Source organism: Kitasatospora hibisci (assembly GCF_043950205.1).
Lineage (GTDB): Bacteria > Actinomycetota > Actinomycetes > Streptomycetales > Streptomycetaceae > Kitasatospora > Kitasatospora hibisci.
This window is the reverse complement of the sequence record NZ_CP171642.1, coordinates 1,477,477-1,502,636: the sequence shown is the minus strand read 5'-3', so window position 1 is coordinate 1,502,636 and position 25,160 is coordinate 1,477,477. Positions and strand designations below refer to the sequence as shown.

Here is a 25,160-nt window from a genome sequence, read left to right as displayed (position 1 = left end):
CCGGGCAGGATGACCGGCATGTCCTCCACCGACGGCCCGACCGCCCCACCGACCCCGGCCGACCGGCCCGACCCCCGGGAGCTCTGGATCGCCGGCGCCGGAGGCGTCGGCCGGGAGGCGCTGGACACGGCGCTCGCGGCCGGCGTCCCGGTCACGGGATTCCTCGACGACGGTCAGCACGGCGCCACCGTCCGCGGCCTTCCGGTCCGGCGGCCCACGGACGTCCCGCCCGGTGCCCGTTACCTGGTCGGCATCGCCGACCCGGCCGTCCGGCAGCGGCTCGCCGCGCTGCTGGACGGCCGGGGCGCGGTACCGGCCACCCTTGTCCATCCCAGGGCCCTGATCGCCCCCGACACCGTGCTCGGCCCGGGCTGCCTGGTGATGGGCGGGGCGTACGTGTCCAGCAGCGTGCGCCTCGGCGCACACAGTCAGGTCCACTACAACGCGACCGTGGGTCACGACGCCGTGCTCGGCGAGCGGGTGACGGTCTACCCGGGCGGCAACGTCTCCGGTGCCGTGCACCTCGCGGACGGCGCCACCGTGGGCAGCAACGCCGTGGTGCTGCAGGGCCGCAGGATCGGCGCGGGCGCGTTCGTCGGCGCGGCCGCCGTCGTGACCGGGGACGTCCCGGCGGGCGAGGTGGTGGTGGGCTCCCCGGCCAGACCGCTGCGTAGGTAGCCGCCCGGGCGCCCGGGCGGGGGCCTAGGCTCGGGGCATGGCCATTCCCGCGTTCCTCGCCGAACTCCGCTCCGTCGTGGGCACCCGCAAGCTCTGGCTGAGCGCAGCCGTCACCGTCGTCCTGGACGACCGGGACCGGGTGCTGCTGCTCCAGCGCGCCGACGACGGCCGCTGGGCGCTCCCCGGCGGGATCCTCGAACCCGGGGAGCAGCCGGCCGACGGCGCGGTGCGCGAGTGCCTGGAGGAGACCGGCGTGGCGGTCGTCCCCGAGCTGCTGGCCGCCGTCGGCGTCTCGCCCGAAGTCACCTACCCCAACGGCGATGTGACCCAGTACCTGGTCACCGTCTTCCGCTGCCGCGCGGTCGGCGGGGAGGCCCGGGTCAACGACGACGAGTCGCTCGCGGTCGGCTGGTACGGCCTGGACGAGCTGCCGCCGATGGCCGAGCAGGAGCACGAGTGGCTGCGCCAGGCGCGTGAGTCCGAGGGGGCGGCCTTCTTCGCCTGGGAGGGCGTGCAGCGCCCCTGACGGGGGCCGGACGGACTACGGCGTCCGGAACCACTCCGCCGTGCGCTCCAGCCCCTCCCGCAGGGGCACCGGCCGGACGTCCGGGAACAGCTCGCGCAGCCGGGAGTTGTCGGCCTGCGAGTCCCGGACGTCGCCCGGCCGCGGCTCGGTGTGGGCGACCTCGACCTCGTGGCCGAGCACCTGCTCCAGCTCGCCGACCAGCTCCAGCAGCGAGGTGCGGGTGCCGAAGGCCAGGTTCACCGGGTCGGCGTGCACCACGCGGCGGACCACCGCCTCGGTGATCACCTGGGTCACCGTGCCGACGTAGGTGAAGTCCCGGCTCTGGCCGCCGTCCCCGTGGACGGTCAGCGGTCGCCCGGCCAGCGCGGCGTCGAGGAAGGCCGGCACCACCGCGGCGTACGCGTGCCCGGCCGGCTGCAGCGGGCCGAAGACGTTGAAGAAGCGCAGTGGCAGCACACCGAGGCCGTAGCAGTGGTGGTACGCGGCCAGGTAGGCCTCGGTGGCCAGCTTGGAGACGGCGTACGGGCTCATCGGCGCGGTGCGCATGGTCTCGCACTTGGGCAGGTCCCGGTTCGCGCCGTAGACCGAGGACGAGGAGGCCGCGGTGACGTACAGGCCGCCGGCGCGGCGGGCGGCCTGGAGGACCTCCAGTGTGCCGGTCGCGTTGGCGTGGTGGCTGGCCAGCGGGTCCGCGACCGAGCGCGGGACGGAGGGCAGCGCGGCCAGGTGGACCACCGCGTCGGTGCCCGCGAAGGCCTCGTCCAGGAGTGCCGGGTCGAGGATGCTGCCCTCGTGGAGCACGGCGTCGACGCCGGCCAGGTTGGCCTTGGAGCCGGTGGAGAAGTCGTCCACCACCCGCACCTGGTCGATCTCGGGCCGGGCCAGCAGGGCCCGGACCAGATTGGCACCGATGAATCCGGCCCCGCCGGTGACGACCACGCGCATGGCTGAGGTTCCCCCCTCCGACCACCCGGCCCGCTCGGCCGGTCCTGCGCCGATGGTAGCCGGACGGTCACCCCGGGTGGGCGGGAACGGCGAGAAGTGCTGAGGCCCGTCCGGGGACCGCACGGGCGGCGCGCCGGGCCGGCGGAACATTCGGTGAACCCCGGCCGACGGCCGGGTGCCGCCCCGGGCCCGTCCTCGCACCGACCGGTGCTCGCGCCCGGCCCCGGGTCAGTCCTTGTGCTGGCGGTAGGCCTCCTCGGCCGCGTCGAGCACCGCCGCGAGGTCCCCGCCCGCGGTGGCGGTGGCGACGGCGGCGACCGCCCCCTCCACGAACGGCGCGTCGGCGAAGCGGACCGGGAACGGCAGGCCGTGCTCGTCCGCCTCCGAGAGCAGCGCGCGGACGGTGGACACCGCGCTCCCGAGGTCGGCGAGCACCACCACACCGTGTCCCTGGTCCACCCGGCGGGTGGCCGCGGCGACCAGGACGGCGCTGATCCCGGGCCCGGAGTGCGCGTCGCCCCCGGTGCCGGCGACCGGGGCGGGGGAGTCGGAGGGCACCAGCGCGAGCGCGAGGGCCCGGACGGCGTCGGCCAGCTCCTGGCTGTGCGAGACCAGCACGATCCCGACCCGGCCGTGCGCGGGCGGTCGGCCGGGGGTCGGTCGGGGCAGCGGGGTGCGCGAGGGCGGGGTGCGGGGCGCCGGGGGGTGCGCCGACGGGGCCTCGGAGATGGGGATGACGTCGGCGCGGGTGCCGTCCCGGCGGCTCATCGGCGGCTCCTCGGGGGGCGTTCGGTGGGGGGTTTCCCACACTCTGGCAGCTCGCCCGCCGCCCGCCGTGCCGGGACACGCTCAGGGCGGGTTCCGGGCTGCCCCACGCCGTATCACACCGCGCCCGGTCGCGGGGTGGTGTGCCGGCCGCAGGCCCGGGCGTTGGGGAGACCCCGGCAACTCGCTGACCGGGGCGGCGAGGGGTGGCTAGGCTGACCGGGACACCGTCGGGAGGAGAGCAGCAGTGCCAGCCAACATCGGAACTGACGTGGAATCGGCCGCCGAGCCGGCGGACCTGGTGCCGGAGCTCGCGCCCAACGGGAAGCCGAAGGTCGACTTCACCGGTGCCACCTGGCAGTGCTCCAGCCAGGGCGTCGGCGATGTCCAGATCGCGTTCGTGGACGGCTACATCGGGATGAGGGACGGCCGCCAGGAGGACGGGCCGATCCTGGTCTTCACCCCGGGCGAGTGGCGGGCCTTCGTGCTCGGTGCGCGGGACGGCGAGTTCGACCTCACCTGAGCCGCCGGTGGACGGGCCCCGAGCGGGGTCCGTCCACCTCTGCATCGGACGCGCATCGGTCTGATCTCGTTTGAGCGTACCCCGTCATATTTTCTGTTGACTGTTAGACAAACGCAGCTCAGAGTATGAGCACAGGCAGACGCCGTGCCCACCGCCCCCACGCGGCCAGACACGGCGCCTGCTGTGCAGCCCGGCAGCGCTGCCAGGCCTGCCTCCCAGTCATCCCCTGCGCACCGGGGGTGCGTTGGCCGGTCCCGACCCCGCGAGGGGTCGGCAGTCGCCGGGAGGCTGGCACCGGCTCCGAGAGCGACTCGGACCCGGTACCGGGTGCTCGGGACCCGCACGCCCCCACGCGGCGGCGTCCCGAGCAGATCCGCGGGAGCGACGGGCCGGGGCCCCGCGGACCTTGCTTGTGTGGCATCGAAATGTTGGCTTGTGTGTGCTGTGCGCGACGACGAAGCTGGGTGCTCGGCTGTTCGGCACGACATATGTGCACGGTGAGGGATACGCGTGTAGGGCCGCGTTGCGACGTGCCGTCCCCCCGGAGGGTGAAACCCAGAACGGCTGTCGTGCTGAACCGAACGTAGCCCGGACGGTTGCTCAGAGTCAACATTGGTCTCTGAGCGTGGATCTCCGACCGGTGCCCGACCCACCCCGCGAGCGCGGTGTGCCGGGCACGTACGATGTTCCCATGTCTTTTCTCCGCCGTCGCTCCGGACAGCCCGCCGGCCCGGACTTCGACGTGCTCGCGATGGACCCGGGGGACTGGCCCGGCGACTTCGGTGCGGCCATGATGACCGGCCCGGACGGCTCCTGCCAGGGGATCTTCCTGCGCTACGACCTGTTCGGCGGCAGAGGCCCGGCGATGTTCATCGGCAACCTCCCCGAGGGCTCGCCCGCCCGTGACACCGGGGACGACGTGCCCTTCGAGGTCCGGCAACTGCTCGCGGCGCTGGAGAACGAAGAACCGGTCGAGTTCGTCTCGGCCGAGGACTTCCCGGTGATGCTCGGGGACGACCTGCTGATCGTGAAGAAGGTCAAGGTCAGCGAGGGGCGGGTGTTCTGCTCCCAGTTCGGGCGCAGCGACGGCGTCCAGGTCACCATCGCCTCCTGGGACCGACCGATTTCGGACGACCTCTACCAGCTCCTGAAGCCGCTCCCGGCGGAGATGTTCCAGCAGGGCTGACCGGACCGCCCGGCCGCCCGGCGGCCGGGTCGCCGGTGCGTCCCGGGCGCTGCTTGACGGTTTCGATCACCGCTTCGTACAGTCGCGAGCATGTCGAGCCGTCTCCCGCCGCCGACCCGTCGCAGCCGTCCGGACCTGCGGCGTACGGCCAGTGCGGTGTGTCCGGGGCGCTGAGGGGAACCGTCCCCGAGGCGGCGGGCGACTGGCCGGAAGGGCCGCCGCCGATCCAGGGGCGCACTCCCACCGACCTCCGGGGCCGCCCACCGGCACCGCGCGCCCGTTCGGCGTGCCGCCCGAAGAGCCGAGCCCACGCTGCCGCCCGGAGGCACCAGCACCATGACCACCACGTCTGCCGACCAGTCGCCCGTCGCCACGGCCCTGGCCGGACTGCCCCGGGTCGTCGACCTGCTGGCCGCCCGCGCCGAGGAGCACGATCGCGACGCCACCTTCCCGTACCAGGGCATCGAGGCGGTGCACGAGGCCGGACTGCTCACCCTCACCGTCGCCCGGCGGTACGGCGGGCCGGGCGGCACGCTCGCGGACACCGTCCGGGTGCTCGCCCAACTCGGCCGCGGGGACGCCTCGGTGGCCCTGGTCACCGCATTCACCCTGCTCCGGCACGCCGAGCAGGCCCGGGTGGCGGCCTGGCCGGCCGCGGGCTACCGCAGGCTGCTCACCGAGTCCCGGCGCGGACCGGTGCTGGTCAGCACCCTGCACGTGGAGCCCGGCGGCCGGCCGGGGGAGCTCCCGGCGACGCTCGCCCGGCGGGACGCCGAGGGCGGGTGGCTGCTCAGCGGCCGGAAGACGTACGTCGCCGGCGCCGAGGCGCTGGCCTGGATGGCCGTCACGGCGCGGACCGACGAGCCGGAGCCGCGGGTGGGCACCTTCCTGGTCCGGGGCGAGAGCGAGGGCGTCGAGGTCGACCCGACCTGGGACCAGCTCGGCCTGCGGGCCAGCGCCGGCCACGACGTGGTACTGGACGCGGTCCGGGTGCCGGCCGAGCTCGCCCTCGGGCTGACGGTGGCGAAGGCCCCGCCCGCCGGCGGCCCCGGGCCGGCCGCGGAGGGAGCCGAGGGTGCCGAGGGTGCCGTCCCCGCGGCCGAACTCACCCGCGCCTGGCGCGATCTCGCCCTCGCCGCGGTCGCCCTCGGGGTGGCCCGTTCCGCGGCGGACTGGCTGGTCCGGTTCCTGCACCGACGCACCTTTGCCGACCTCGCCGAGCCGCTCGGCGGCCTGCCCCGCCACCGGTGCGCGCTGGGCGAGATCGAGGCCCAGCTGATCGGTGCGGAGGAGCTGGTCAACGGCCTGGCGCCGCGGGTCGACCGGGCCGAACCGGAGGCCGTCGCCCGAACCGGCCCCGCCCACCTGCTGGCCACCCGCGCCGCGGTGTCCGCCGTCCAGCAGGCCGTGACGCTCACGGGCGACCCGGGGCTGAGCCGGCGCCACCCGCTGGAGCGCTACCTGCGCGACGTCCTCAGCAGCCGGGTGCACTTCACCTCGGACGAGGCCGTCCTGGACGCGGCCGGCCGGGCCGCCCTGGCCCGCGGGGCCCGGCCCTGAGGACCGGGCCCCGCGATCGGGCCTGAGAACGGCGCACCGGGACGCGCGATGCCGGCAGGGTTCGCGCCTGGGTGCACGCCTCGGTGTGCACCGCCCGCGCGTGGTCCGCCCGGGCGCACCGGCTCAGCGTGTTCCGACGGCGGCGCGGACGGCCCGGCGGGCCAGCGCGGCGTCGTCGTACAGCCGGCGGATCATGATCCGCTGCTCCTCGCCCGCGCCCGGCACGTCGTACAGCCGGATCTCCCGCATCAGCACCAGCACCAGGTTGACCAGGAACGCGTCCCGGGCCATGGTCCCGCCGCTCTGGGCGAGCTGGCTGATCTGCCGGCGCGCCGCCGTGTCCCCGGAGAGCACGCTCCACAGCACCGCCAGGTCGTAGCCGGGCAGGTACCAGCCGGCCTGCTCCCAGTCGACCAGCACCGGACCGGACGGCGCCAGCAGCATGTTGCTGAGCAGGGCGTCGCCGTGGCAGAGCTGCAGCGGGGTTTGGCTCAGGCCGTGCAGCAGGCCGCGCAGGTCGCCCGCGTCCCGGTCGGTGAGCTGACCCACCGAGTGGTACCGGGCGATCTCCAGCTGGTAGTCCAGCCGCGGCTGGAACACGTCGGTCGGCGGCCGCCACAGGTTGAGCGTGCGAACGGCGGTGAGCAGCGCCCGCACCTCGCCAGGGGTGGGCGCGTTGACCGGGTGGCGCTCCCGGGCGGCCGGACGGCCGGGGACGCGCTCCATGACGAGCACGCAGCGGTCGTGGTCGGCCGCCACCAGTCGGGGCAGCCGCACCGGCGGGCGGTGCCGGACGAACGCCCGGTAGACCGCGACCTCGTGGTGGAAGTCGGCCACCAGCTGCTCGAAGTACTCGCTCCGCACCGCCTGCGGCGCCAGGCACTTGGCGACCACCGGGGCCCGCCCGATGGTGCCCGCCACCAGGATGTGGCGGCTCCCCTCGCGCAGCACCTGCCGGGGGGTGAAGGCGGGACATATCCGCGCGACACCGGCCAGCGCGGCCCGTACCGCGGGCGTCTGCAGTGCCGACGGGTCGATCCGCTCCGGTGCGCCGGACTGGCCGGGGCGCATCGGAGCCCGCAGCGGCCGGCCGTCACCGGGACGGGTGGCCGGGACGCGGGTGGCGGGAATGCGGGCGGTCGGGATCCGGGCCGCCGACTGCCCGGCCTCGGGGGCGCGCAGCCCCAGCGCCGTACGGGCGGCCTGGCCCCGCGCGTCCGCGGACCGGCCGTCGCCGCCCCGCTGCGGGGCGGGGCGGCCCGGCGGCGGGACCAGCTTCGGGCCGGGACGGCCGTTGGCTGCGGTGGGGGGGCGCAGCGCGGTGCGGGTCGCGGTCGGCGTGGGGGAGGTCGCTGAGGAGTACATGGGGTGAGGGTGGTCCCTTCCTGTCCGTCGGCGGGTGAGCCCCGCGGTGCGGGGGAGGGCCGGTGCCGTGTGCTTCCTGGCGTGACGGCGGCCCTGGTTCGGTGCAGTGGGTGGAGCGCGGGCGCCGGGCACGGACGGGGCCGTGGCCCCCTGCTGCGGTGGACCGGCCGTCCGCACCCTGGGGAATGCGGTCGGCCGGACTGCCGCGGCCGTGCCCGGCGCCCCCGCGCCACCCGGCCGCGCCACCCCCTCGGGTGAGGACCGGGGACGCCCCGTGACCCGGGCGGGGGTGAACCCGCCGCCGGCCTGGGGCGCCGCCCGAACCGAGGGGCGAGGTGGCGCACCCCTACATCACACCCGGACGGCACTGGTTCGTAATGTGGCGGACCCTGGCGAAGCCTGGCGAATGCTCGCCTGGCACATGACGGAGCCTCTAGCCTCGAACCAGCCGAGGAACCTGGGGGCTTCACTTGAGCAGGGGACCCAACACCCGACTCGCCGACCTGTTCGTCATGACCGGATGGTCGAAGGGCGAGCTCGCGCGGCTGGTCAACCGGCGCGGTGCTTCGCTGGGACAGCAGCAACTGTCCACGGACACCTCGCGGGTGAGGCGGTGGATCGAGCAGGGCGAGATCCCGCGCGATCCGGTGCCCAGGGTACTGGCTGCCGTGTTCACGGAGCGGCTCGGCCGTGTCGTCACCACTGAGGACCTCGGTCTTGAGCGACACCGGCCCACCAGGACCGGAGCGGCGCAGCCCGCAACACATCCATGGGAGCCGGATCGTACGGCCGCGGTCCTCACCGAGTTCACGGGAATGGACCTCATGCTGAACCGACGTGGATTGGTGGGCGCGGGAGCCGCGCTCACGGCCGGGGCGGTCGTCGCCGACTCGCTCAGGGGCTGGTTGGGCGGGGACGCCGTCGCCTACGCGGCCTCGGCGGCCGGACCCCGGCCGGTGGTCACCGGACAGGGCGGCGCCCTGCCGGTGGTGGACGTGTACGACGCGGGCCCGGTCGGGCTCGACGAGGTGGAGGCGCTGGAGCGCTCGGTGCAGGTGTTCCGCGCCTGGGACGCGGCACGCGGCGGCGGACTGCAGCGCAAGGCGGTGGTCGGCCAACTCAACGAGGTGGGAGGCCTGCTGACGAGCCGGCACGACCCGGTGGTCGAACAGCGGTTGTGGCTGGTCGCGGCCAACCTCGCGGTGCTGGCCGGCTGGATGTCGCACGACGTCGGCCTGGAGCCGACGGCGCAGAAGTACTTCGTGATCGCCGCCCAGGCGGCGAAGGAGGCGGGCGACCGTCCGCGCGCCGGTGAGGCGATCTCGCGGGCCGCCCGGCAGATGGTGCACCTCGGCCGGGCCGACGACGCGCTCGACCTGATGGCGGCCGCGAAGGCGAACGGCGGCCGGCTGTCGCCCCGGACCAGAGCGATGTTCAACACCGTGGAGGCCTGGGCACACGCCTCGATCGGGCACTCCCAGGACACCTGGCGCCTGCTCGGCGAGGCGGAGGACCTGTTCGCCGAGGACGCGCCGGAGCCCCCGCCGTCCTGGATGCAGGTGTTCGACGAGGCCGAGCTGCGCGGGATGCAGGCGCTGGTGCTGCGCACCCTGGCCGAGCACGACCCGGCGGCCGCCCCGCAGGCCCGCCGGCACGCGGAACGGGTGATCGGCCTGCGCGAGGGCACCGGGCAGCTGCGGTCGGCGCTGTTCGACCGGATCACGCTGGCCTCGCTGCACTGGCTCACCGGCGAACCGGACGCGGCGGAGTTCCAGGCCAAGATGGTGATGAACCTGATCGGCCAGAACTCCTCGCACCGCACCTGGGACCGGCTGCGCGAGATGTACCGGCTGACCGCCCGGTACCGGGGGGTGCCGGAGGTCGACGAGCTCCGCGCGGAGATGGGGCGCGAGCTGCGTCGGGCGGACGAGAAGAACCGGCCCAGGCTCGCCTGAGCGGGTCGGGCGGGGCCGCGCGGTGGTTCATCGGTGGTCGGGGCGTCGGCCGGGCCGCGGGTGTGCGGGCGCGGACGGCCCCCAGGGCGCCGCCTGGGGCGGTCGGGGCTCCCGCAGACGGTCGGCGGTGCGGTGCGGTCGGAGCGGCGTCGTCAGACCGGGTCGGCCGGGGCGGCCGCGCGCAGCCGCATCCGCAGGGCGGTGACGGTCCCGTCGTTGCCGAGGACGGGCTCCCCCGCGTACTCGATCGTGTCGTGCCCGCCGTCGGGCCGGCGGACGAGGAGGGTCCCGCCGGCGTGTCGTCCGTGCACGAGGGCGTCGGTCATCATGCGGCGCAGCTGCGGCCGGTCGCACTCGTCGAGACGGTCGGGCAGGCGGTCGAGGCTGAGCGGGCCGTGCCCCGGGTCGCAGCCGAGCAGCCGGAAGGTCTCGGCGGACCACCGGACGTCGTCGGTGAGGAGGTCCCACTCGGCCGAGCCGACTCCGGGGCCGGACGGCGCCTGCGCCGTGCCGTCCACTCTGCCGCCCCCCGCGTCGTCGGCCGCCCCGGAGGCGTTCCGGCCGGCCCCGGAACCGCCGGTGCCGCCGCCCGTCCGCCCCCCGGCACGCCCACCCGCCGGAGCGGTGCCCACGGGGTGGGCGGCGGCATTCGGCATGATCATGGCGGTTCCATCGCTCGGCTGTGGCGGGCGGTGAGGGCCTGCCGGGGTGGTGAGAAGACTGTCGCACAGCGCAGTCACCCTCGTGGGGGATTTGGGGCAGATCCTTGGCAAAATTCCTCCGGCATATGCCACTGCGGAAGAACGGTCCGTCGCCCTGTGTGCGGCGGGGTGCCCGAGGCGGTAACCTTCGGTGATTCCGGCGCCCGGGCGCCCACCGCAGTACCGACCAGAGACCCCGGCGACGGAAATCCCGTTGCCACTACGACCGCCGCAACGGATGCTGACCTCATGTTCGAGCCAGTGATAGCACCCAGTGCCAGCCTCCTCGGCCTCCTTCAGCGAGGTCGCGGTGACGGGCAGCTCCATGCGCTGGCCGCCGACCGCACCGAAGCCATCGCCGCACTGGAGGAGTGCGTCACCAGGGATCCGCGAGCCGACTGGCAGGTCGAGAACCGCTCCCTCTACTACGCGCGCCTCTACATGGAGCTGGAGGCTCCGCTCGACGGCATCGAGGACCACCTCCACTCCCCGGAGGACCTGCTCGACGACGACGAGACCCGGACGGGCCTCGCGCTCTCCGTGCTGGGCCACCTCGCGGCCTACGGTCGCCGCGACGCGCTGCTGATGCTCCGCGAGTACGCCGCGACCGGCACCAACTGGGCCTGGGCGCTGGACGAGCTCGCCCTGCGGGACGACGACCGCGGCCTTCTCCTGCTGGGCACCGCCGTGCTGGACCGGTTCGCGCCGGGCCCCGAGGGCGACGCCGAGCTGCGCGAGTTCATCCGCGGCGCCTACGAGCCCCGGCCGTGGCGGCTCTGGGCGGCCTACCACCCGCGGGTCGCCGCGGCCAGTGAGCAGTCCCCGTTCGACGTCTGGCAGCGCCAGCTGAACCGCAGCGGCGTCACCCCGGGCTGGTCCACCGCCGACGTGCTGGTCTGGGCCGACCAGGGCGAACTCGGCGGCGCCGGGGTCGGCGCCTTCACCGGCCGCCCCGACCGGCCCGAGCCCGGCCGCGACGTCGATCCGGCCGCCCCCGACGCCGTGGACCGCAGAGCGGCCGCCGCCGCGCGCTGCCTGGCCGCCGTGGTCCGCCCCGAGGACCGGCCCGAGGTGCTGGAGGCGGCCCGCAGCGGCCTGCCCGGCGCCCGCCGCGCCGCCCTGCGCTACCTCGTCGACCGGCGCGACCCGGCCGCCGCAGGCCTGATCGAGGCCGCGGCCGCGGACGTCGACGACCGGATCGTCCGCGCGGCCCTGGAACTCCTCGGCCGGATGCGCGGCCCCGAGGCCCTGGCCCACGCCCGCCGCTGGGCCGCCCCGGACACCGGCGGCGCCGACAGCGCCCTCGGAGAGGCCGCCGTCCAGCTGCTCGCCGACGCCGGCGAGCCCTGTGACGCGCCGCTGGTGGTAGCCGGGTTGCGCCGCTGGATCTCGGTCCGCGGAGTGACCGGCACCGGGCTCGGGGCACTGGTCGACGGCGCGGGGCGGCTGGCCGCCGCCGACGCCGTCCCGGTCCTGCGCCACATCTACGGCGAGGCGGCCTCGTCCGAACTGCGCGGACGCGCCGCCCGGGCGCTGGCCGCGACCGACGTGCACTTCCCCGAGGGGCCGGCGGTCGAGTGCCTCTGGGACTGCGAGGAGTCCACCCGGGAGCTCGCCGCGAGGCACGTCGCCACCACCGGCGACGCCCGCGTGCTGGAGCGCCTGCGCCGGCTCGCCGCCGACCCGGCCGAGGAGGCCGAGGTCCACGCCGCCGTGCGCGGTCGGCTGACCGCCGCCCGGGAGCGCAGCCGATAGCCGGCAGCGGATCCGGTACGACGGATGCGGTGCGGCGAACTCGTGCGACGAAGCGGGTACGACGAAGCGGGCCGGGCACCCGGGAAAGGTGCCCGGCCCGCTTCGGCTTCCACGGCTCCTGCCGTGGTCCCGGTGGTCCGGTGGGGTGGAATCGCGTTCTACTCTGCGTCGCGCTCCGTGTCCTGCGCGGAGGCTACTTGACGACGCCGGCGTCCGGCGCGAGGGTGCCGACGCTCACGAGCACGATGATCAGGATGCCGAGCGCCACCCGGTAGATCACGAACGGCATGAAGCTGTTGTTCGAGATGTACCTCAGGAACCAGGCGATGGCCGCGTAGCCGACCGCGAAGGCGATCAGCGTGGCCAGGACGGTCGGGCCCCACGCGGGCGCCGGCCCCTCGCCGATCTTGAACAGCTCCAGCACGCCGGAGGCGAGCACCGCGGGGATCGCGAGCAGGAACGAGTAGCGGGCCGCCGCCTCGCGGCTGTAGCCGAGCAGCAGGCCGGCGCTGATGGTGCCGCCCGAGCGGGAGACGCCCGGGATGAGTGCCAGCGCCTGGGCCATGCCGTAGCAGGCGGCGTGCGGCAGGGTGAGGTCGGTGATCGGCCTGGCGTACCGGACGGCGCGGGTGCGGTCGGCCACGGCGAGGATCACACCGAAGACGATCAGCGTGGATCCGATGATCCGCAGGTCGCGGAGGTTGGTCTCGATGGTGTCCTGGAACAGCTTGCCCAGGATGCCGATCGGCAGCGTTCCCATGATCACGAACCAGCCCATCCGGGCGTCCTGGTGCGAGCGCAGCGCGGGCCGGAACAGCGAGAGCGTCCAGGTCTTCACGATCGAGGCGATGTCGCGCCGGAAGTAGATCAGCACCGCGGTCTCGGTGCCGAGCTGGGTCACGGCGGTGAACGCTGCACCCGGGTCCTTCCAGCCCAGCAGGGCCGGGAAGACCCGCAGGTGGGCGCTGGAGGAGATCGGCAGGAACTCGGTGAGCCCCTGGATCAGGCCGAGGACGGCCCCGTGGAACCATTCGATCACCGGACACCCGCCCGGGGTATCCGTCGCTCGATGCGCATCAGCGGTCCTTGTTGGTGGTCGGTGCGGGAGCATGCGCTGCGGCATGCGCGAGGCACATGCCGATGGCATGCGAAGGGCCGGTCCCGCCCGATGCTCGGGCCGTGCGAAGGCCCGGCGCGCGCCCGATGCTACGCGGTGGAGATGACGGGCTTTCGCGCGCCCCCGTTCCGGACCGCTTCGCCTGGTGCGGAAAGGGTGCTACGTGTGCGATGTGTACGACGTGCGCGGCCCGGGCGGACCCGGCCCGGGTGGCGGCCGGCCCGCCCGCTCAGGCGGAGGTCGGTCGGGCCCGCACCCAGACCCGGTCGTCCGTGAGGTAGGCGTCCACGGTCAGTCCGGCCTCGGCCAGTGCCTGCTCGAACTCGGCGGTGGTGAGTGGCCGGGACAGGAAGGTCTGGGTCCAGCGGGCGTCGGGGAACTCGTACTCGACGAACACCGAGTTCACCCCGTCCCCGACCGGCGTGGCCGAGGTGATCCGGACCAGCCCGTCCGGGCCCAGCGGCCGCTCGCGCGGCACGTCGTCCTGCCAGTCCTCGCCCTCGCGCTGCAGCAGCACGCAGCCGTCGTCCGTGACGTGCCGGCGGCAGGCCTCCAGCAGGCCCCGCCGGACGGCCGGGTCGCCGGCGTGCACCAGGAAGGACGCCAGCAGGACGGCGTCGAAGCGCTCGCCGAGGTCGAGGTGCTCGATCGGGCTGCGGACCGTGCGGGCGCCGCGCACCCGGGCCAGCATCTCGGCGGACTCGTCGACGGCCGTGACCGTGAAGCCGCGCTCGATCAGCGGGTGCGTCATCCGGCCGGTGCCGCAGCCGAGTTCGAGGATGTGTGCGCCGGCGGGCAGCGCCTGCGCGATCACCTCGGGCTCGCCGTGCAGGGGCAGTCGCGAGTACATCTCGACGGCGCAGCCGTCGGGGGTGATCGCGCCCGGTCCGCTTCCGTCGTATCCCTTGCGTCGTTCGTCGGCCACGCGCCCATCGGAACACGTGGGGGCGGAGTGGGGAAGACCGCCTTGAGGAGCTCGAGGAAGGGGTCGCGCGGGGCCGTGAGAGGGTTGCTGAATACCCCCAGGGGGTATAAGTTGCATGGTGTCGGAACGAGGGGCGCGGCGCCGGTGGGCGCGGCGGCGGATCACGCGGAGGACGACATGGCGCACCAGGCACAGCACGAGCACCACCACCAGCACGCCGGCCACGAGGGCCACGAACACGCCGGTCATGCATCTCATGCGGCTCATGCGGCTCATGCAGGTCACGCCGGGCACGGTGTCGGCGGGGCGAGCTGGCGGACCGCGGCGCAGGCGACCCTGCACTGCCTCACCGGCTGCGCCATCGGCGAGGTCCTCGGCATGGTCCTCGGCACGGCCTTCGGCCTGCACAACGGAGCGACCGTGGTGCTCTCGGTGCTGCTCGCCTTCGTTTTCGGCTATGCGCTCACCATGCGCGGCGTGCTGAAGGCCGGCCTGGACGTCGGTGCCGCCGTCAAGGTCGCGCTGGCCGCCGACACCGTGTCGATCCTGGTCATGGAGCTGATCGACAACGGCGTGATGATGGCCGTCCCGGGGGCGATGGACGCGGGCCTCGGCGACCTGCTGTTCTGGGTCGCGCTGGCGGGCTCGCTCGTCCTCGCCTTCGCGCTGACCGTCCCGGTGAACAAGTGGATGATCGGCCGTGGTCGGGGCCACGCGGTCGTCCACGCCCACCACCAGCACTGACGCCCCCGGCGGGCTTCGACGCGCCACTTCCGGCGCCGAACGCCCGCGGGTGCACCGGACACCGCAGCGGCCCGCACCGACCGTCGAACGGTCGATGCGGGCCGCGGGTGTTGCTACTGCCGGGGCGGGGTGGCCGGGGGCGTGCCGGGTGTGGCCTCAGCGGTCGGTGCGCTCCAGTTCCGCCAGCGTCTCGCGCAGCCAGGTCAGCTCCGCCTCGGAGGTCGCGCGGGCGATCAGCAGGAGGCCCCGGCGGAACGGGTCGCCGACCTCTTCGGCGCCGATCGGGCGTGTGCCGTCGTAGAAGAAGCTGGCCGGCTCGCTGAGGAAGTCCAGGCGGCGGCGGAGCGCCGCGGCCTGGGCGGCGGGCTCGGTGTCCAGGTGGCGGAGGAAGGCCAGCACGGTGAACCAGCGGTTCTCGTCGCTGATGTCCAGCTGCTCGGGCTCGCGGAGCCGGCCGAGCAGGGTGGCTCGGCCGGCCTCGGTGAGGTGGAGGGTGTGGCGGGGGGCGGCCGTGGTCCCGGGCTCGGTCTCGCGCACCAGCAGGCCGTCGGTCTCCAGTCGCTTGATCGCCGGGTAGAGCGTGCCGTCGCTGATCGGCCGGACGTGTCCGGTGAGTGCGGCGAGGTGGCGGCGCAGCTCGTAGCCGTGCAGGGGGCGGTCGTGGAGGAACCCGAGGATCGCGAGCTTCAGCATGGGGCCACTCTCTCAGAGGCCGGGTCCTTATATCTCGCTATCGCTATACCTCGACTTCGAGGTATGTTCTCCGTGCTGCGGTGGGCGCCCCGGCCGCGATGTCCACGCGCCCGGAGCCGTCGCCCCTGTCCCGAGGAGGAGTTCGAAGATGCGCTACGCCCCGGTCACCCCGAACGGCGACCTGATCCGCTGGGTGGAACTGCCCGGCGCCGAACCGGCCCGGCTCTACCTCCACGGCCTCGGAGCCACCTCGCCGGTCTACTTCGCCGCCGCCGCGGCCCACCCGCTGCTCACCGGGCGGCGCTCGCTGTTGATGGACCTGCTGGGCTTCGGCATCAGCGACCGTCCGGTGGACTTCCCGTACACGCTGGAGTCCCACGCCGACGCGGTGGCGGCGGCGGTCAGGGCGGCCGGGCTGGAGCAGGTCGAGGTGATCGGGCACAGCATGGGCGGCGGGGTGGCGATCGTGCTGGCCCACCGGCACCCGGAGCTGGTCACCGACCTCGTCCTGGCCGACGCCACGCTGGACCCGGTCGAGCCCACCCGCACCCCGGGCGGCAGCGGGATCGCGACCTTCACCGAAGAGGAGTTCCTGGCCGGCGGGAGGGCGCAGGTCGAGGAGTGGGTCGGCCAGTTCTGGTGGTCCACGATGCGGCTGGCCGGCCCCGAGGCCCTCTACCGCAGCGTCATCCACCGCACGCGGGGCACCGTCCCCACCATGCGCGAGATGCTGCTCGACCTGGAGATCCCGCGGACGCTCCTCTATCCGGAGGCCGACGGCGAGCCGGCCGGCGCGGACCGGCTGCGCGAGTCGGGCGCGGAGCTGGTGGCCGTCCCGGACTCCGGCCACAACATCATGCTCGACAACCCCGAGGACTTCGCGAGGTCCACGGCCCGCGCACTGGCACGGCGCGTCACCGGGGCGTGACGCGCCGACGGCGGCCCGCCACAGCGGGCCGGAAGGGTGCGACGTTCCGCATCGGCTCGCCGTGCCACGGGGGCACGGCGGGTCGCTGCGGACCGAAGGCGCCGGTCACCGCTCCCGGAGGAGGACGAACCGCAGGGGTGTTCCCGGGCGGGCCTGGGCGGCTGCGGGGAGGTCGGCGCGTGGCACGACGCCGACCACCGGATAGCCGCCCGTGGTGGGGTGGTCGGCGAGGAAGACCACCGGCCGCCCGTCCGGCGGGATCTGGACGCCGCCCAGCACCATGCCCTCGCTCGGCAGCTCGGCGTGGCGCGCCCGGGTGACCGCCGGACCCTCGGTCCGCAGGGCGATCCGGTTGCCGGCCGAGGCCACCGTGTAGTGGTCGCGGGCCAGCCAGGCGACCGACCGCGGTTCGAACCAGTCGGCGTGCGGCCCGAGCCGCAGTCGCAGCACCAGCTCGGCGGGCGGCCCGGGCAGCGGCACCAGATCGGGCGACGCCCGGCCGGGCGTCGGGACGCCGACCGGCAGCCGGTCTCCGGTGGTCAGCGGGGCCGGTCCGAGCCCGGAGAGCAGGTCGCCCGAGCGGCTGCCGAGCACCGGGGGAACGGCGATCCCGCCCGCCACCGCCAGGTAGCCGCGGACGCCGTGGGTGGCGGCGCCGATCTCGATCACTGCGCCGTCCGGCACGGGGACGGGCGCGCCCCACGCGGCGGTCCGGCCGCCCACCCGCACGGCCGACGGCGCACCGGTCACCGCGACGAGCACCGGCCCGACGGCACGCACCGCGCAGCCGCCGAGCGTGGTCTCCAGGCCGGCCGCGTCCGGCGCGTTGCCGACCAGCCGGTTCGCCGCCCGCAGGGCGGGCTCGTCCAGCGCGCCGGCCCGCGGCACACCGAGGTGGGCGACGCCCCGCCTCCCGAGGTCCTGGACGGTGGTCAGCGGACCGGGTCGGACGACCCGGAGCTCAGCCACGGTCGCCCCGCACCGCCGTGAACCGGACCCGCACGCCCGGCGCGAGCAGCGCCGCCGGTTCCCGGTCGACGTCCCAGAGCGCCAGGCCGGTGCGGCCGAGCAGTTGCCAGCCGCCGGGGGAGGAGCGCGGGTAGACGCCGGTGTAGGGGCCGGCCAGGGCGACCGACCCGGCCGGGACGGAACCGCGCGGGGTGGCGCGGCGCGGCACCTCGTAGCGTTGCGGCAGGCCGGTGAGGTAGCCGAAGCCGGGCGCGAACCCGCAGAAGGCGACGACGTACTCGGGCTCGGTGTGGATCCGCACCGCGGCCTCGGGAGAGGCGTCCCAGAGCTCGGCCACCTCGGCGAGGTCGGCGCCGTCGTAGACGGTCGGGACTTCGATCAGCGGTCCGGGCGCGGTGTCCGCGGCGGTCGGACGGGCGGAGCGCAGCAGGGCGGTGAGTGCCGGAAGATCGGCGGCGCCGTCGAGCAGGACGGTCCGGGCGGCGGGGACGATCTCCTCGACGGCGGGCAGCCCGCCCTCCGCCTGGCGCTCGCGCAGCCAGCGGTACAGGGCGCCGACCTCGGCCGGATCGGCCGGCTCGACCAGGAGGGCGTTCTCCCCGACGGTACGGATCACCGGCGCGCGTCCGGCGTCGTCCGGCGTGCCGGGGCGGCCGCCGGTGGCGGTGCCCGGGGAGGCGCCCGCGCCCGGGGAGGCGTGCGCGCCCGGGGAACCGCCCGGAGCCCGCCCCCCGCCCCGCCCCGCGGGCGTCACGCGAAGGCCTCCACCCGCACCCCGGCCGAGGCGAGCGCCCCGCGGATCCGCCAGGCGAGCTGCGCGGCGCCGGGTGTGTCCCCGTGGACGCAGAGCGAGCGTGCCTGCACCGCGATCGGTTCGCCGCCGACGGCCTCCACCAGGCCGTCCCGGGCCACGCCGACGGCGCGGGTGATCACCGTCTCGGGGTCGTGCACGACGGCGTTCGGCTCTCGGCGCGGGACGAGCGTGCCGGCCCAGGTGTAGGCCCGGTCGGCGAAGGCCTCGGTGACCACCGGGAGCCCGACGCCCTCCGCGACCGTGAGCAGCCTGGAGCCGGGGAGGCCGAGCACCGGCAGCGGGCCGTCGCAGACCGCCCCCGCCCGCAGGACGCCCGCGACCACCGCCTCGGCCTGCTCGGAGTCGCCCACCACCCGGTTGTAGAGGGCGCCGTGCGGCTTGACGTAGGAGACCCGGGACCCGGCCGCGCGGGCGAAGACCTGGAGGGCGCCGATCTGGTAGGCGATCTCGTCGGCCAGCTCCTCCGGCGGGACGTCCATCGTCCGTCGGCCGAAGCCGGCCAGGTCGCGGTAGGAGACCTGGGCGCCGATCCGTACGCCGCGCTCGGCGGCCAGCGCGCAGACCCGGCGCATCGTCGAGGGATCACCGGCGTGGAAGCCGCAGGCGACGTTGGCGCTGGTCACCACCGACAGCAGCGCCTCGTCGTCGGTCAGCGTCCAGCGTCCGAACCCCTCGCCCAGGTCCGCATTGAGATCGATCACCGCATCGGCCACGCCCGTCCGCCTCCCAGCAGCTCTTGAGCCAGATGGTAGGGCCTGCGTGTCACCGCCGACGCCGCCCGCCCCGGCCGGGCCCGCGCGCACCGCGGTACCCGGCACCCGGCCGTTCGCCCGGACGGATCAGCCCGTGGTCCGAGGGTGGTGCGGTGACCGGTTCAGCCGGCCGCTCGGAGGGTGCCCGCACCATCCCGGCCCGGGTTCGCGCCACCGCTTCCCGGGCCGACCCCGGCCCCACCCGCGCCACCCGCGGCGCCGTGCCGTTCCAGCGACCGCAGGGCGCGCAGCACGGTCGGCAGCGGGACGACGCCGACGATGCCGAACGACATGTCGACGAATCGCCAGTAGAGCGGAATGCCCCGCAGACGCCGGTGGCCGGACCCGAAACGGGTCCGGCCACCGGTCCGGAGGAGGTGTCGCTACCTGGACTAATCGCAGTGCACCGGGCTTCAGCCCGGTGGTGAAGCGATTCTGAACCCTGCTCTGACCTGTGCGGTGGGCACCCTCCCGCACTGTGGACGGTGCCCACCGCAGACCGTCAAGCCGGACGGTTCTGCTGCTCGATGTACTGCCGGACTATCGACAGCGGCGCGCCGCCGACTGATCCGGCGAAGTACGAACCGGACCACAGACGCTGTGCCCGCCAGTAGTGCTTGACCAGCTCGGGGTACTCCTGCCGCAGCCGGCGCGAGCTGACGCCTTTGAGCGAGTTGACCAGCTTGGACAGGGCGACCTTCGGCGGGAAGTTCACCAGCAGGTGGACGTGGTTGTTCTCGCCGTTGAACTCGACCAACTCCACCTCGAAGTCGGCGCACACGTCCCGCATGATCTCTTCGAGCCGGGTCAGATGCCGCTCGGCGAACACCTTGTGACGGTACTTCGTCACGAAAACCAAGTGCGCATGCAGGGCGAAAGCGCAGTGCCGACCAGTGCGGATGTTCTGATACTCAGCCATAAACCAAAATGGTACGGTGCTGACCGTGCAGCTCAGGTACAGCTTCCGCGTGTACCCGAACGGGCCTCAGCGTTCCGCGCTGGCCAGGGCGTTCGGGTGTGCACGGGTGGCCTTCAATGATGCCCTCCGGGCACGTGAGACCGCCCGCGCCGCCGGGCTGCCGTTCATCCCGTCCGGCGAGCTGTCCAAGCAGCTCACGGCCGCGAAGAACACCCCCGAACGGGCATGGCTCGGCGAGGTGTCCGCCGTGGTGCTGCAACAGTCCCTCCGGGACCTGGACACCGCCTACCGGAACTTCTTCGACGGCCTCAAGGGCATGCGCCCGAAGATGGGACCGCCCCGGTTCAAGTCCCGCAAGGACACCCGGCAGGCGATCCGCTTCACCGCGAACGCCCGATGGAAGATCACACCGGGCGGCGACCTATCGCTGCCGAAGATCGGCGACGTGCGGGTGAAGTGGTCCCGCGCCTTGCCGTCCGTGCCATCCTCGGTGACGGTGATCAAGGACAGCGCAGGCCGGTACTTCGCCAGCTTCGTTGTCGAGACGGACCCCGAGATCCTTCCCGAGACCGAACCGGTCACCGGTCTCGATCTCGGCCTCGGACACTTCGCCGTCCTCTCGGACGGGCGGAAGATCGACGCCCCGAAGTTCCTCCGGCGCGCAGAGAAGAAGCTCAAACGCGCACAGCAAGCCCTGTCCCGTAAGGCCAAGGGCAGCAAGAACCGCGAGAAGGCCCGTCACAAGGTCGCTCGCAACCACGCACGGGTGGCCGACGCCCGGCGCGAGTTCCACCACCAGGTCTCCACCGGACTGATTCGCGAGAACCAAGCAATCGCGGTGGAAGACCTGGCGGTCAAGGGACTCGCCCGCACACGGCTCGCCAAGTCCGTGCACGACGCCGGATGGTCGGCGTTCGTCACCATGCTGGAGTACAAGGCCGCGAAGTACGGCCGGAACCTGATCAAGATCGGCCGCTTCGAGCCGACCTCACAGGTTTGCTCCCACTGCGGCGTCAAGGACGGCCCCAAGCCGCCGAACATCCGCGTCTGGCAGTGCCAGGCGTGCGGCGTCTGGCTGGACCGGGACGTCAACGCCGCCGTCAACATAGCCACGGCCGCCGGACTGGCGGTGTCAGCCTGTCGAGCGCGGGTAAGCCGGGGACCCGTCCCCGCACAGCGCGAAGAAGCAGGAACCCACCGAGACGGTCAGACGACCGTGGTAGGAATCCCCGCCCTTTAGGGCGGGGAGCGGAAGTCAAGCGGTGTACGTGAACCGGTCGGCGGCGACGGGCGCGCTGGTCCCGCCGGCCGTCGTGACCGTCACATCCACCGTGCCCGTCCCGGCCGGTGCGGTGGCCGAGCAGAAGGCGGGACCGCAGGAGACGTGCGCGGCCGGGACACCTCCGAAGGCGACCGAGCCGTAGGTCAGGTCCGACCCCTGGACGTACAGCTGGGTGCCGCCCGCGGCCGGGCCGCTCTTCGTGGTCAGGTTGGTGACGGTCGGAGCCGCCGGCGGTGCGGGCGGCGCGCCGGTGTAGTCGAAGGCGGTCGGCGCCGCGGCCGAGCCGCCCGGGGTCACCAGGGTGACCGGGACGCTGCCGGAGCCGCCCGGCGTGGTCACCGTACAGGCGGTGTCGGTGCAGGTGCCGCTCGCCGGGACGCCGCCGAACAGCACGAACCCGTCGGTCAGGTGGGTGCCGGTCACCGTGACGGCGGTGCCGCCGGCGCCCGGACCGGTGGTGGTGCCGAGTCCGGTGACGGCGGGAGCGGGCGCGGTGGTCCGCGGCTGCAGACCGCTGCCGAGCAGGTAGGTGGAGACGTTGTCGGAGGGGTCGGCGTCGCCCGCGTTGGCCACGGTGACGGTGATCGCGCCGGCGGGCCTGGTGCCGTGCGAGGCGACGTACACCTTCATGAAGTCGCTGCGCCCCGGCGCGCGCGTCCCCGTGAACACCGCTTCCAGCCGCCTCCCGTCGGCGGACACGGTCTGGGTGAAGGTGTAGTCGGCCGGCACGGCCGTGAAGGCGGCGCCGCTGGTGGTCAGCCCGGGCGGCAGGTCGACCGTGAGCCGGGTCGGTCCGGTCAGGTCGGCGGTGCCGTCGGACGTCCAGGTCACGGCGAAGTTGGTGTTGTCGACCGGGAAGATCGGATAGTTGCCGGCCTGCGTGACGCTGACGTTGGGGCCGGTCGCCGCGGCCCGGGCGGGCGTCGCGGCGGCGGCGGAGGCGCCCGCGGCGATGGACGTCGCGGTCAGTGCGGCGGCGAGGCCGCCGCGTACCAGTCTGGTGATCATAGGACGCATGATGACCGGGACGGGTGGCTCGCCGCCGGGTTTCCTCGAAATCCAGTTCTATCGGCGGTCCGGCCCGCCCGAGCCCGGCCCGTCCGCAAGGTCCGTTTCGGTCGATGTCGGTATCTACCTCTAACCTTGTCCACCGTGACCGCCATCGCTGACCCGCCCACCGAGCACGGGCTCCGGCCGCCCGCCGGGCCCGCCTCCGCCGCCGCGCGGCCCGCGCCCGGCCCCGCCGCCGACGAGGGCCTCGCCCGCCGGCTCAAGGCGCTGGCCTGCACCGCCCCGCTGCACGACCTGGACAGCCGCAAGGTCATGCTGGCAGGCGAGTACGGCGGCTACGCGATGGCCGAGGTCGGCCTGGCCGCGATCGACCTGGTCACCCTGAACATGGACTTCGACACCGGGGCGGACCGCGAGATAGTGCTGGTCCGCCTGCTGCCCCGGGTCGCCGCGCAGGCCGCCGGCCGCCCCACCGCCGAGCACGAGCGCGTGGCCCGCTGGGTGCTGGAATCGCTGATCAACGTCGGCAGCGTCGACCGCGGCTTCCGGGCCGTCTACGGCACCTTCGGCCCGGACGGCGAGTACGTCCGCCGCGACTACGACTTCAAGCTGATCGAGGAGGTGCCCGGCCCCGATGGCGGCGTCTACCTGCGCACCACCGACGAGGCGGTCAACGTCCTGGTCGGCGCGCTCGACACCGACGTCACCTCGGCCCAGATCGCCGCCGAGGTCAAGCTGGAGGTGCTGATCCGTCGCGGCCGCCTGGCCGACGCCCAGCTCGCGGCCGAGCAGGCCCGCTACCGGACCGTCCAGTACGCGGAGACGCTGCGCCGCGCCCTCGACGCCACCCGGCGCAACGTCCGTGCCGTGGACTGGATGCAGGCGATCCCCGACCTCATCGACGAGGCGCTCGACCACATCGCCGACCGCTACCGGCACGAGAACGCGATTCTCACCAACATCCGCAAGGCCCGTGACGAGGCCGAGGAGCCCGAGCACAAGCGCCGCGCCGCCGAGCTGGTCGACATCGTCAAGGACTGCATCCGCCGCCACACCCAGCTGCAGACCCGCCTGCTGGAGGCCGGTCCGCTGTTCCGCGCGGAGCAGGACCGCCAGGCCTTCGCCACGCCGGGTGCCCGGAGCGGCATGGACCTCTACGGACAGCTGCTCGCGCCCGTGCTGCGGCTGCCCGTGGAGCAGGCCGTCCGGCCCACCGGCGCGTTCTTCGCCCGGGGCGCCGGCCTGCGCACGCCGGTCTCCGTCCGGGTCGCCGACCTGGTGGACCTGCTGCTCACCCCACCGGTGGAGCGCGAGCACCTGGGCGCCGAGCTGCCCGACCCGGACCTCGTCGCCACCCCGGACGACAGCCGGTTCTCCGAGGCGCAGCTGGAAGCCGCGCTGGAACTGCTCGACCTGCCCGCCGACGCGCCCCGCCGGCTCTCCGGCCTGCTCGCCGACGCCCGCAAGCAGGACCCCGAGCTTCCGTACCTGGTCGCACTGCTGGCCGTGCACGCGGCGAGCCCTCCGGTCGGCACCGCCTACCGCCAGGGCGAGGAGCGGCTGCTCTTCGCGGTGGACGACGGCACCCCGCTGCGCGACCCGGAGTTCGGCGGAGCCGACCTCATCGTGGGCAGCGCCCTGCTGGACGCGGCCGGCATGGCCGCCGACCGCAAGGACGCCAGTTGACGGCCGGGTCGCCGACGCACCGCCGGCCGTCCGCACCGCGCCGGACCGTCACCGGGCCGTCCCACGGTCCCGTCGGCACCCCGGGCGGCAACGCCGCCGTCGGCCGCCTCAGAGCCGGCAGCCTCGGACCCACCGCTACCCCCGGCACCGCCCGGACCACCCGTACCAGCAGCAACACCCGCGAGGAGCACCGCCCGTGACGACCCACCACGACACGTCCTGGGCGCCCGAGACCGAGCCCGCCGCCCCGGCCGCGATCACCCCGGCCGACGTCGCCGACGCCGCCCGGCTGGTCTCCTTCGGTCTCCAGGCCAAGTTGCTCCCGGCCCGCGACGCCGAGTACGCCGAGCTGGTCCGCCGCCACCGCGAGGACCCGCCGTTCGCCCGGCTCGCGGACGCCGTCGCCACCGGCATGGGCCTGGTCGTGCTGGAGGTGTCGCCGCGCGCCGGCATGGCCGTCGCCGCCGCCGAGGACTCCGTCTTCGCCGTCCGGATGGGCGACTACTCGCGCCGCGCCGCCTCCGAGTCCACCGACCGATTCCTGCACGGCCTGGCCCACCTCGCGGTCGCCGCGATGGCCTTCCCCCGCCCCGAGGACCTCGCCGACGACGGCTACCTCGGCCGGATCACCGTCAACGGCGTCGACGCCTTCGTCCGCCAGGCCTGCCGCCGGCTGGAGGAGCAGGCCGATGCCGCGGGCACCAACACCGACCCGCAGAGCGACGCCCCCGGCCTGGAGGCCGCCTGGCGGGTCTGGGCCCGGCGGACCGCCACCGGCGCCACCAAGGACGCCCGCCGGCTCTCCGGCTCCACCATCGGCATCGTGGCCAAGGCGGTGGTGTTCCTGGTCGACTCCGGGTTCCTCCAGAAGGTCGCGGACGACGCCGGCGGCACCTACCGCACCACCGCCCGCTACCAGCTCCAGGTCCGCGACCTGGCCGGGAGCGCAGCGATGGCCGAACTGCTCGACCTCGGCGTCGTCCCGGTCTCCGACGGCAGTGCCAGCCTGCTGCCGCCGGACACCGGGGACGAGCTGGTCGCCGACGCGGGCCTGCCGTTCCACTCGCTCTGACGCCCCGACCGGCGGCTCCGCCGCGGAACCGCCCGCGCCGGCGGCTCCCGCACCGCCGGTGCCGGAGCGGCGGCTCCCGCAAACGGCGCCGGACGGAGCCACGGCACCCGGACCGGGCGCACCCGCCCACCGGCCCGCCACCGCACCGCCCGGCCCGTCCCACCGCACCGCCGACGGCGCCCGCCCGCCGCACCGCCCCGCACCGCCCCCAACGGCGCCGGCACCGGGCACCGGCCCCGAGACGCCACCCCCGACCGTCCGACCACCCACCCGCTTCCTGGAGAACCGC

The 25,160-nt window shown here is 74.6% G+C and carries 25 protein-coding genes; 12 read left to right on the top strand and 13 right to left on the bottom strand.

The genetic code is table 11. The annotated features are described in order from the left end of the window. The first annotated feature begins 18 nt into the window (after positions 1–18). Together ACF9IK_RS06390 and ACF9IK_RS06385 are read left to right on the top strand one after the other, a co-directional pair. A complete protein-coding gene (locus tag ACF9IK_RS06390; protein WP_395293253.1) occupies positions 19–678 on the top strand; it encodes a NeuD/PglB/VioB family sugar acetyltransferase in 660 nt (219 codons plus the stop codon). 37 nt (positions 679–715) lie between these two features. Beyond that, positions 716–1,204, top strand: coding sequence for an NUDIX hydrolase (locus tag ACF9IK_RS06385; protein ID WP_395293252.1), 489 nt, complete (start codon positions 716–718; stop codon positions 1,202–1,204). Positions 1,205–1,219: 15 nt separating this feature from the next. Here the strand turns inward: ACF9IK_RS06385 and ACF9IK_RS06380 are convergent, their stop codons facing one another. After that, positions 1,220–2,149, bottom strand: coding sequence for an NAD-dependent epimerase/dehydratase family protein (locus ACF9IK_RS06380; RefSeq protein WP_395293251.1), 930 nt, complete (start codon positions 2,147–2,149; stop codon positions 1,220–1,222). A 228-nt stretch (positions 2,150–2,377) separates the two neighbouring features. Then, positions 2,378–2,917 (bottom strand): PTS-dependent dihydroxyacetone kinase phosphotransferase subunit DhaM, encoded by a 540-nt coding sequence (locus ACF9IK_RS06375; protein ID WP_395293250.1) that lies wholly within the window; start codon positions 2,915–2,917, stop codon positions 2,378–2,380. 295 nt (positions 2,918–3,212) lie between these two features. On the opposite strand from ACF9IK_RS06375, the gene ACF9IK_RS06370 reads away from it, so the two are divergent. The 3 genes from ACF9IK_RS06370 to ACF9IK_RS06360 all read left to right on the top strand — a co-directional run bounded on the left by ACF9IK_RS06370 (position 3,213) and on the right by ACF9IK_RS06360 (position 6,183). After that, positions 3,213–3,437, top strand: a complete 225-nt coding sequence (locus ACF9IK_RS06370) for a DUF397 domain-containing protein (RefSeq protein ID WP_395298483.1) — start codon at positions 3,213–3,215, stop codon at positions 3,435–3,437. Positions 3,438–4,128: 691 nt separating this feature from the next. Beyond that, positions 4,129–4,623, top strand: a complete 495-nt coding sequence (locus ACF9IK_RS06365) for a hypothetical protein (RefSeq protein ID WP_395293249.1) — start codon at positions 4,129–4,131, stop codon at positions 4,621–4,623. A 336-nt stretch (positions 4,624–4,959) separates the two neighbouring features. Then, complete coding sequence (locus tag ACF9IK_RS06360) at positions 4,960–6,183, top strand: acyl-CoA dehydrogenase family protein (RefSeq protein WP_395293248.1); 1,224 nt, start codon at positions 4,960–4,962, stop codon at positions 6,181–6,183. Positions 6,184–6,306: 123 nt separating this feature from the next. Here the strand turns inward: ACF9IK_RS06360 and ACF9IK_RS06355 are convergent, their stop codons facing one another. Further along, positions 6,307–7,548, bottom strand: a complete 1,242-nt coding sequence (locus ACF9IK_RS06355) for an aminoglycoside phosphotransferase family protein (RefSeq protein ID WP_395293247.1) — start codon at positions 7,546–7,548, stop codon at positions 6,307–6,309. 470 nt (positions 7,549–8,018) lie between these two features. On the opposite strand from ACF9IK_RS06355, the gene ACF9IK_RS06350 reads away from it, so the two are divergent. After that, a complete protein-coding gene (locus ACF9IK_RS06350; RefSeq protein ID WP_395293246.1) occupies positions 8,019–9,503 on the top strand; it encodes a DNA-binding protein NsdB in 1,485 nt (494 codons plus the stop codon). Positions 9,504–9,655: 152 nt separating this feature from the next. Here the strand turns inward: ACF9IK_RS06350 and ACF9IK_RS06345 are convergent, their stop codons facing one another. Further along, the gene (locus ACF9IK_RS06345) at positions 9,656–10,165 is read right to left on the bottom strand and encodes a hypothetical protein (protein ID WP_395293245.1); all 510 of its coding nucleotides are present in this window, start codon (positions 10,163–10,165) and stop codon (positions 9,656–9,658) included. A 288-nt stretch (positions 10,166–10,453) separates the two neighbouring features. On the opposite strand from ACF9IK_RS06345, the gene ACF9IK_RS06340 reads away from it, so the two are divergent. Continuing rightward, positions 10,454–11,959, top strand: a complete 1,506-nt coding sequence (locus ACF9IK_RS06340) for a HEAT repeat domain-containing protein (protein ID WP_395293244.1) — start codon at positions 10,454–10,456, stop codon at positions 11,957–11,959. A 193-nt stretch (positions 11,960–12,152) separates the two neighbouring features. Here ACF9IK_RS06340 and ACF9IK_RS06335 read toward each other — a convergent pair whose 3' ends face one another. Both ACF9IK_RS06335 and ACF9IK_RS06330 read right to left on the bottom strand, forming a co-directional pair. Next, positions 12,153–12,995 (bottom strand): undecaprenyl-diphosphate phosphatase, encoded by an 843-nt coding sequence (locus ACF9IK_RS06335; protein ID WP_395298482.1) that lies wholly within the window; start codon positions 12,993–12,995, stop codon positions 12,153–12,155. A gap of 310 nt (positions 12,996–13,305) precedes the next feature. Beyond that, on the bottom strand, positions 13,306–14,001 hold the full coding sequence (locus tag ACF9IK_RS06330) for a class I SAM-dependent methyltransferase (protein WP_395293243.1): 696 nt from the start codon (positions 13,999–14,001) through the stop codon (positions 13,306–13,308). Between the two features lie 177 nt (positions 14,002–14,178). Here ACF9IK_RS06330 and ACF9IK_RS06325 point away from each other — a divergent pair, with 177 nt between their 5' ends. After that, positions 14,179–14,745, top strand: a complete 567-nt coding sequence (locus ACF9IK_RS06325; protein WP_395293242.1) for a DUF4396 domain-containing protein — start codon at positions 14,179–14,181, stop codon at positions 14,743–14,745. 156 nt (positions 14,746–14,901) lie between these two features. Here the strand turns inward: ACF9IK_RS06325 and ACF9IK_RS06320 are convergent, their stop codons facing one another. Continuing rightward, the gene (locus ACF9IK_RS06320; RefSeq protein WP_395293241.1) at positions 14,902–15,438 is read right to left on the bottom strand and encodes a PadR family transcriptional regulator; all 537 of its coding nucleotides are present in this window, start codon (positions 15,436–15,438) and stop codon (positions 14,902–14,904) included. A gap of 148 nt (positions 15,439–15,586) precedes the next feature. On the opposite strand from ACF9IK_RS06320, the gene ACF9IK_RS06315 reads away from it, so the two are divergent. After that, a complete protein-coding gene (locus tag ACF9IK_RS06315) occupies positions 15,587–16,366 on the top strand; it encodes an alpha/beta fold hydrolase (protein ID WP_395293240.1) in 780 nt (259 codons plus the stop codon). A gap of 105 nt (positions 16,367–16,471) precedes the next feature. On the opposite strand, the gene ACF9IK_RS06310 is transcribed toward ACF9IK_RS06315, so the two are convergent. The 5 genes from ACF9IK_RS06310 to tnpA all read right to left on the bottom strand — a co-directional run bounded on the left by ACF9IK_RS06310 (position 16,472) and on the right by tnpA (position 19,820). After that, positions 16,472–17,335 carry a biotin-dependent carboxyltransferase family protein gene (locus ACF9IK_RS06310; RefSeq protein WP_395293239.1) on the bottom strand — a complete coding sequence of 288 codons (864 nt, stop codon included), beginning with the start codon at positions 17,333–17,335 and terminating at the stop codon, positions 16,472–16,474. Continuing rightward, positions 17,328–17,951, bottom strand: coding sequence for a 5-oxoprolinase subunit PxpB (pxpB, locus tag ACF9IK_RS06305; RefSeq protein WP_395298481.1), 624 nt, complete (start codon positions 17,949–17,951; stop codon positions 17,328–17,330). The genes ACF9IK_RS06310 and pxpB overlap by 8 nt, the downstream gene beginning before the upstream one ends. 134 nt (positions 17,952–18,085) lie before the next feature. After that, entirely contained in the window at positions 18,086–18,862 is a 777-nt protein-coding gene (locus ACF9IK_RS06300) for a LamB/YcsF family protein (protein ID WP_395293238.1), read from the bottom strand. A gap of 161 nt (positions 18,863–19,023) precedes the next feature. Continuing rightward, positions 19,024–19,194, bottom strand: a complete 171-nt coding sequence (locus ACF9IK_RS06295; RefSeq protein WP_395293237.1) for a hypothetical protein — start codon at positions 19,192–19,194, stop codon at positions 19,024–19,026. A 209-nt stretch (positions 19,195–19,403) separates the two neighbouring features. Further along, positions 19,404–19,820, bottom strand: coding sequence for an IS200/IS605 family transposase (tnpA, locus tag ACF9IK_RS06290; RefSeq protein ID WP_395292292.1), 417 nt, complete (start codon positions 19,818–19,820; stop codon positions 19,404–19,406). 25 nt (positions 19,821–19,845) lie between these two features. On the opposite strand from tnpA, the gene ACF9IK_RS06285 reads away from it, so the two are divergent. Continuing rightward, complete coding sequence (locus tag ACF9IK_RS06285; RefSeq protein WP_395298480.1) at positions 19,846–21,060, top strand: RNA-guided endonuclease InsQ/TnpB family protein; 1,215 nt, start codon at positions 19,846–19,848, stop codon at positions 21,058–21,060. Positions 21,061–21,075: 15 nt separating this feature from the next. Here the strand turns inward: ACF9IK_RS06285 and ACF9IK_RS06280 are convergent, their stop codons facing one another. Next, positions 21,076–22,110 (bottom strand): IPT/TIG domain-containing protein, encoded by a 1,035-nt coding sequence (locus tag ACF9IK_RS06280; protein ID WP_395293236.1) that lies wholly within the window; start codon positions 22,108–22,110, stop codon positions 21,076–21,078. Between the two features lie 144 nt (positions 22,111–22,254). Here ACF9IK_RS06280 and ACF9IK_RS06275 point away from each other — a divergent pair, with 144 nt between their 5' ends. After that, the gene (locus ACF9IK_RS06275) at positions 22,255–23,799 is read left to right on the top strand and encodes a hypothetical protein (RefSeq protein WP_395293235.1); all 1,545 of its coding nucleotides are present in this window, start codon (positions 22,255–22,257) and stop codon (positions 23,797–23,799) included. 196 nt (positions 23,800–23,995) lie between these two features. Continuing rightward, on the top strand, positions 23,996–24,871 hold the full coding sequence (locus ACF9IK_RS06270) for a hypothetical protein (protein ID WP_395293234.1): 876 nt from the start codon (positions 23,996–23,998) through the stop codon (positions 24,869–24,871). Positions 24,872–25,160: the final 289 nt, after the last annotated feature.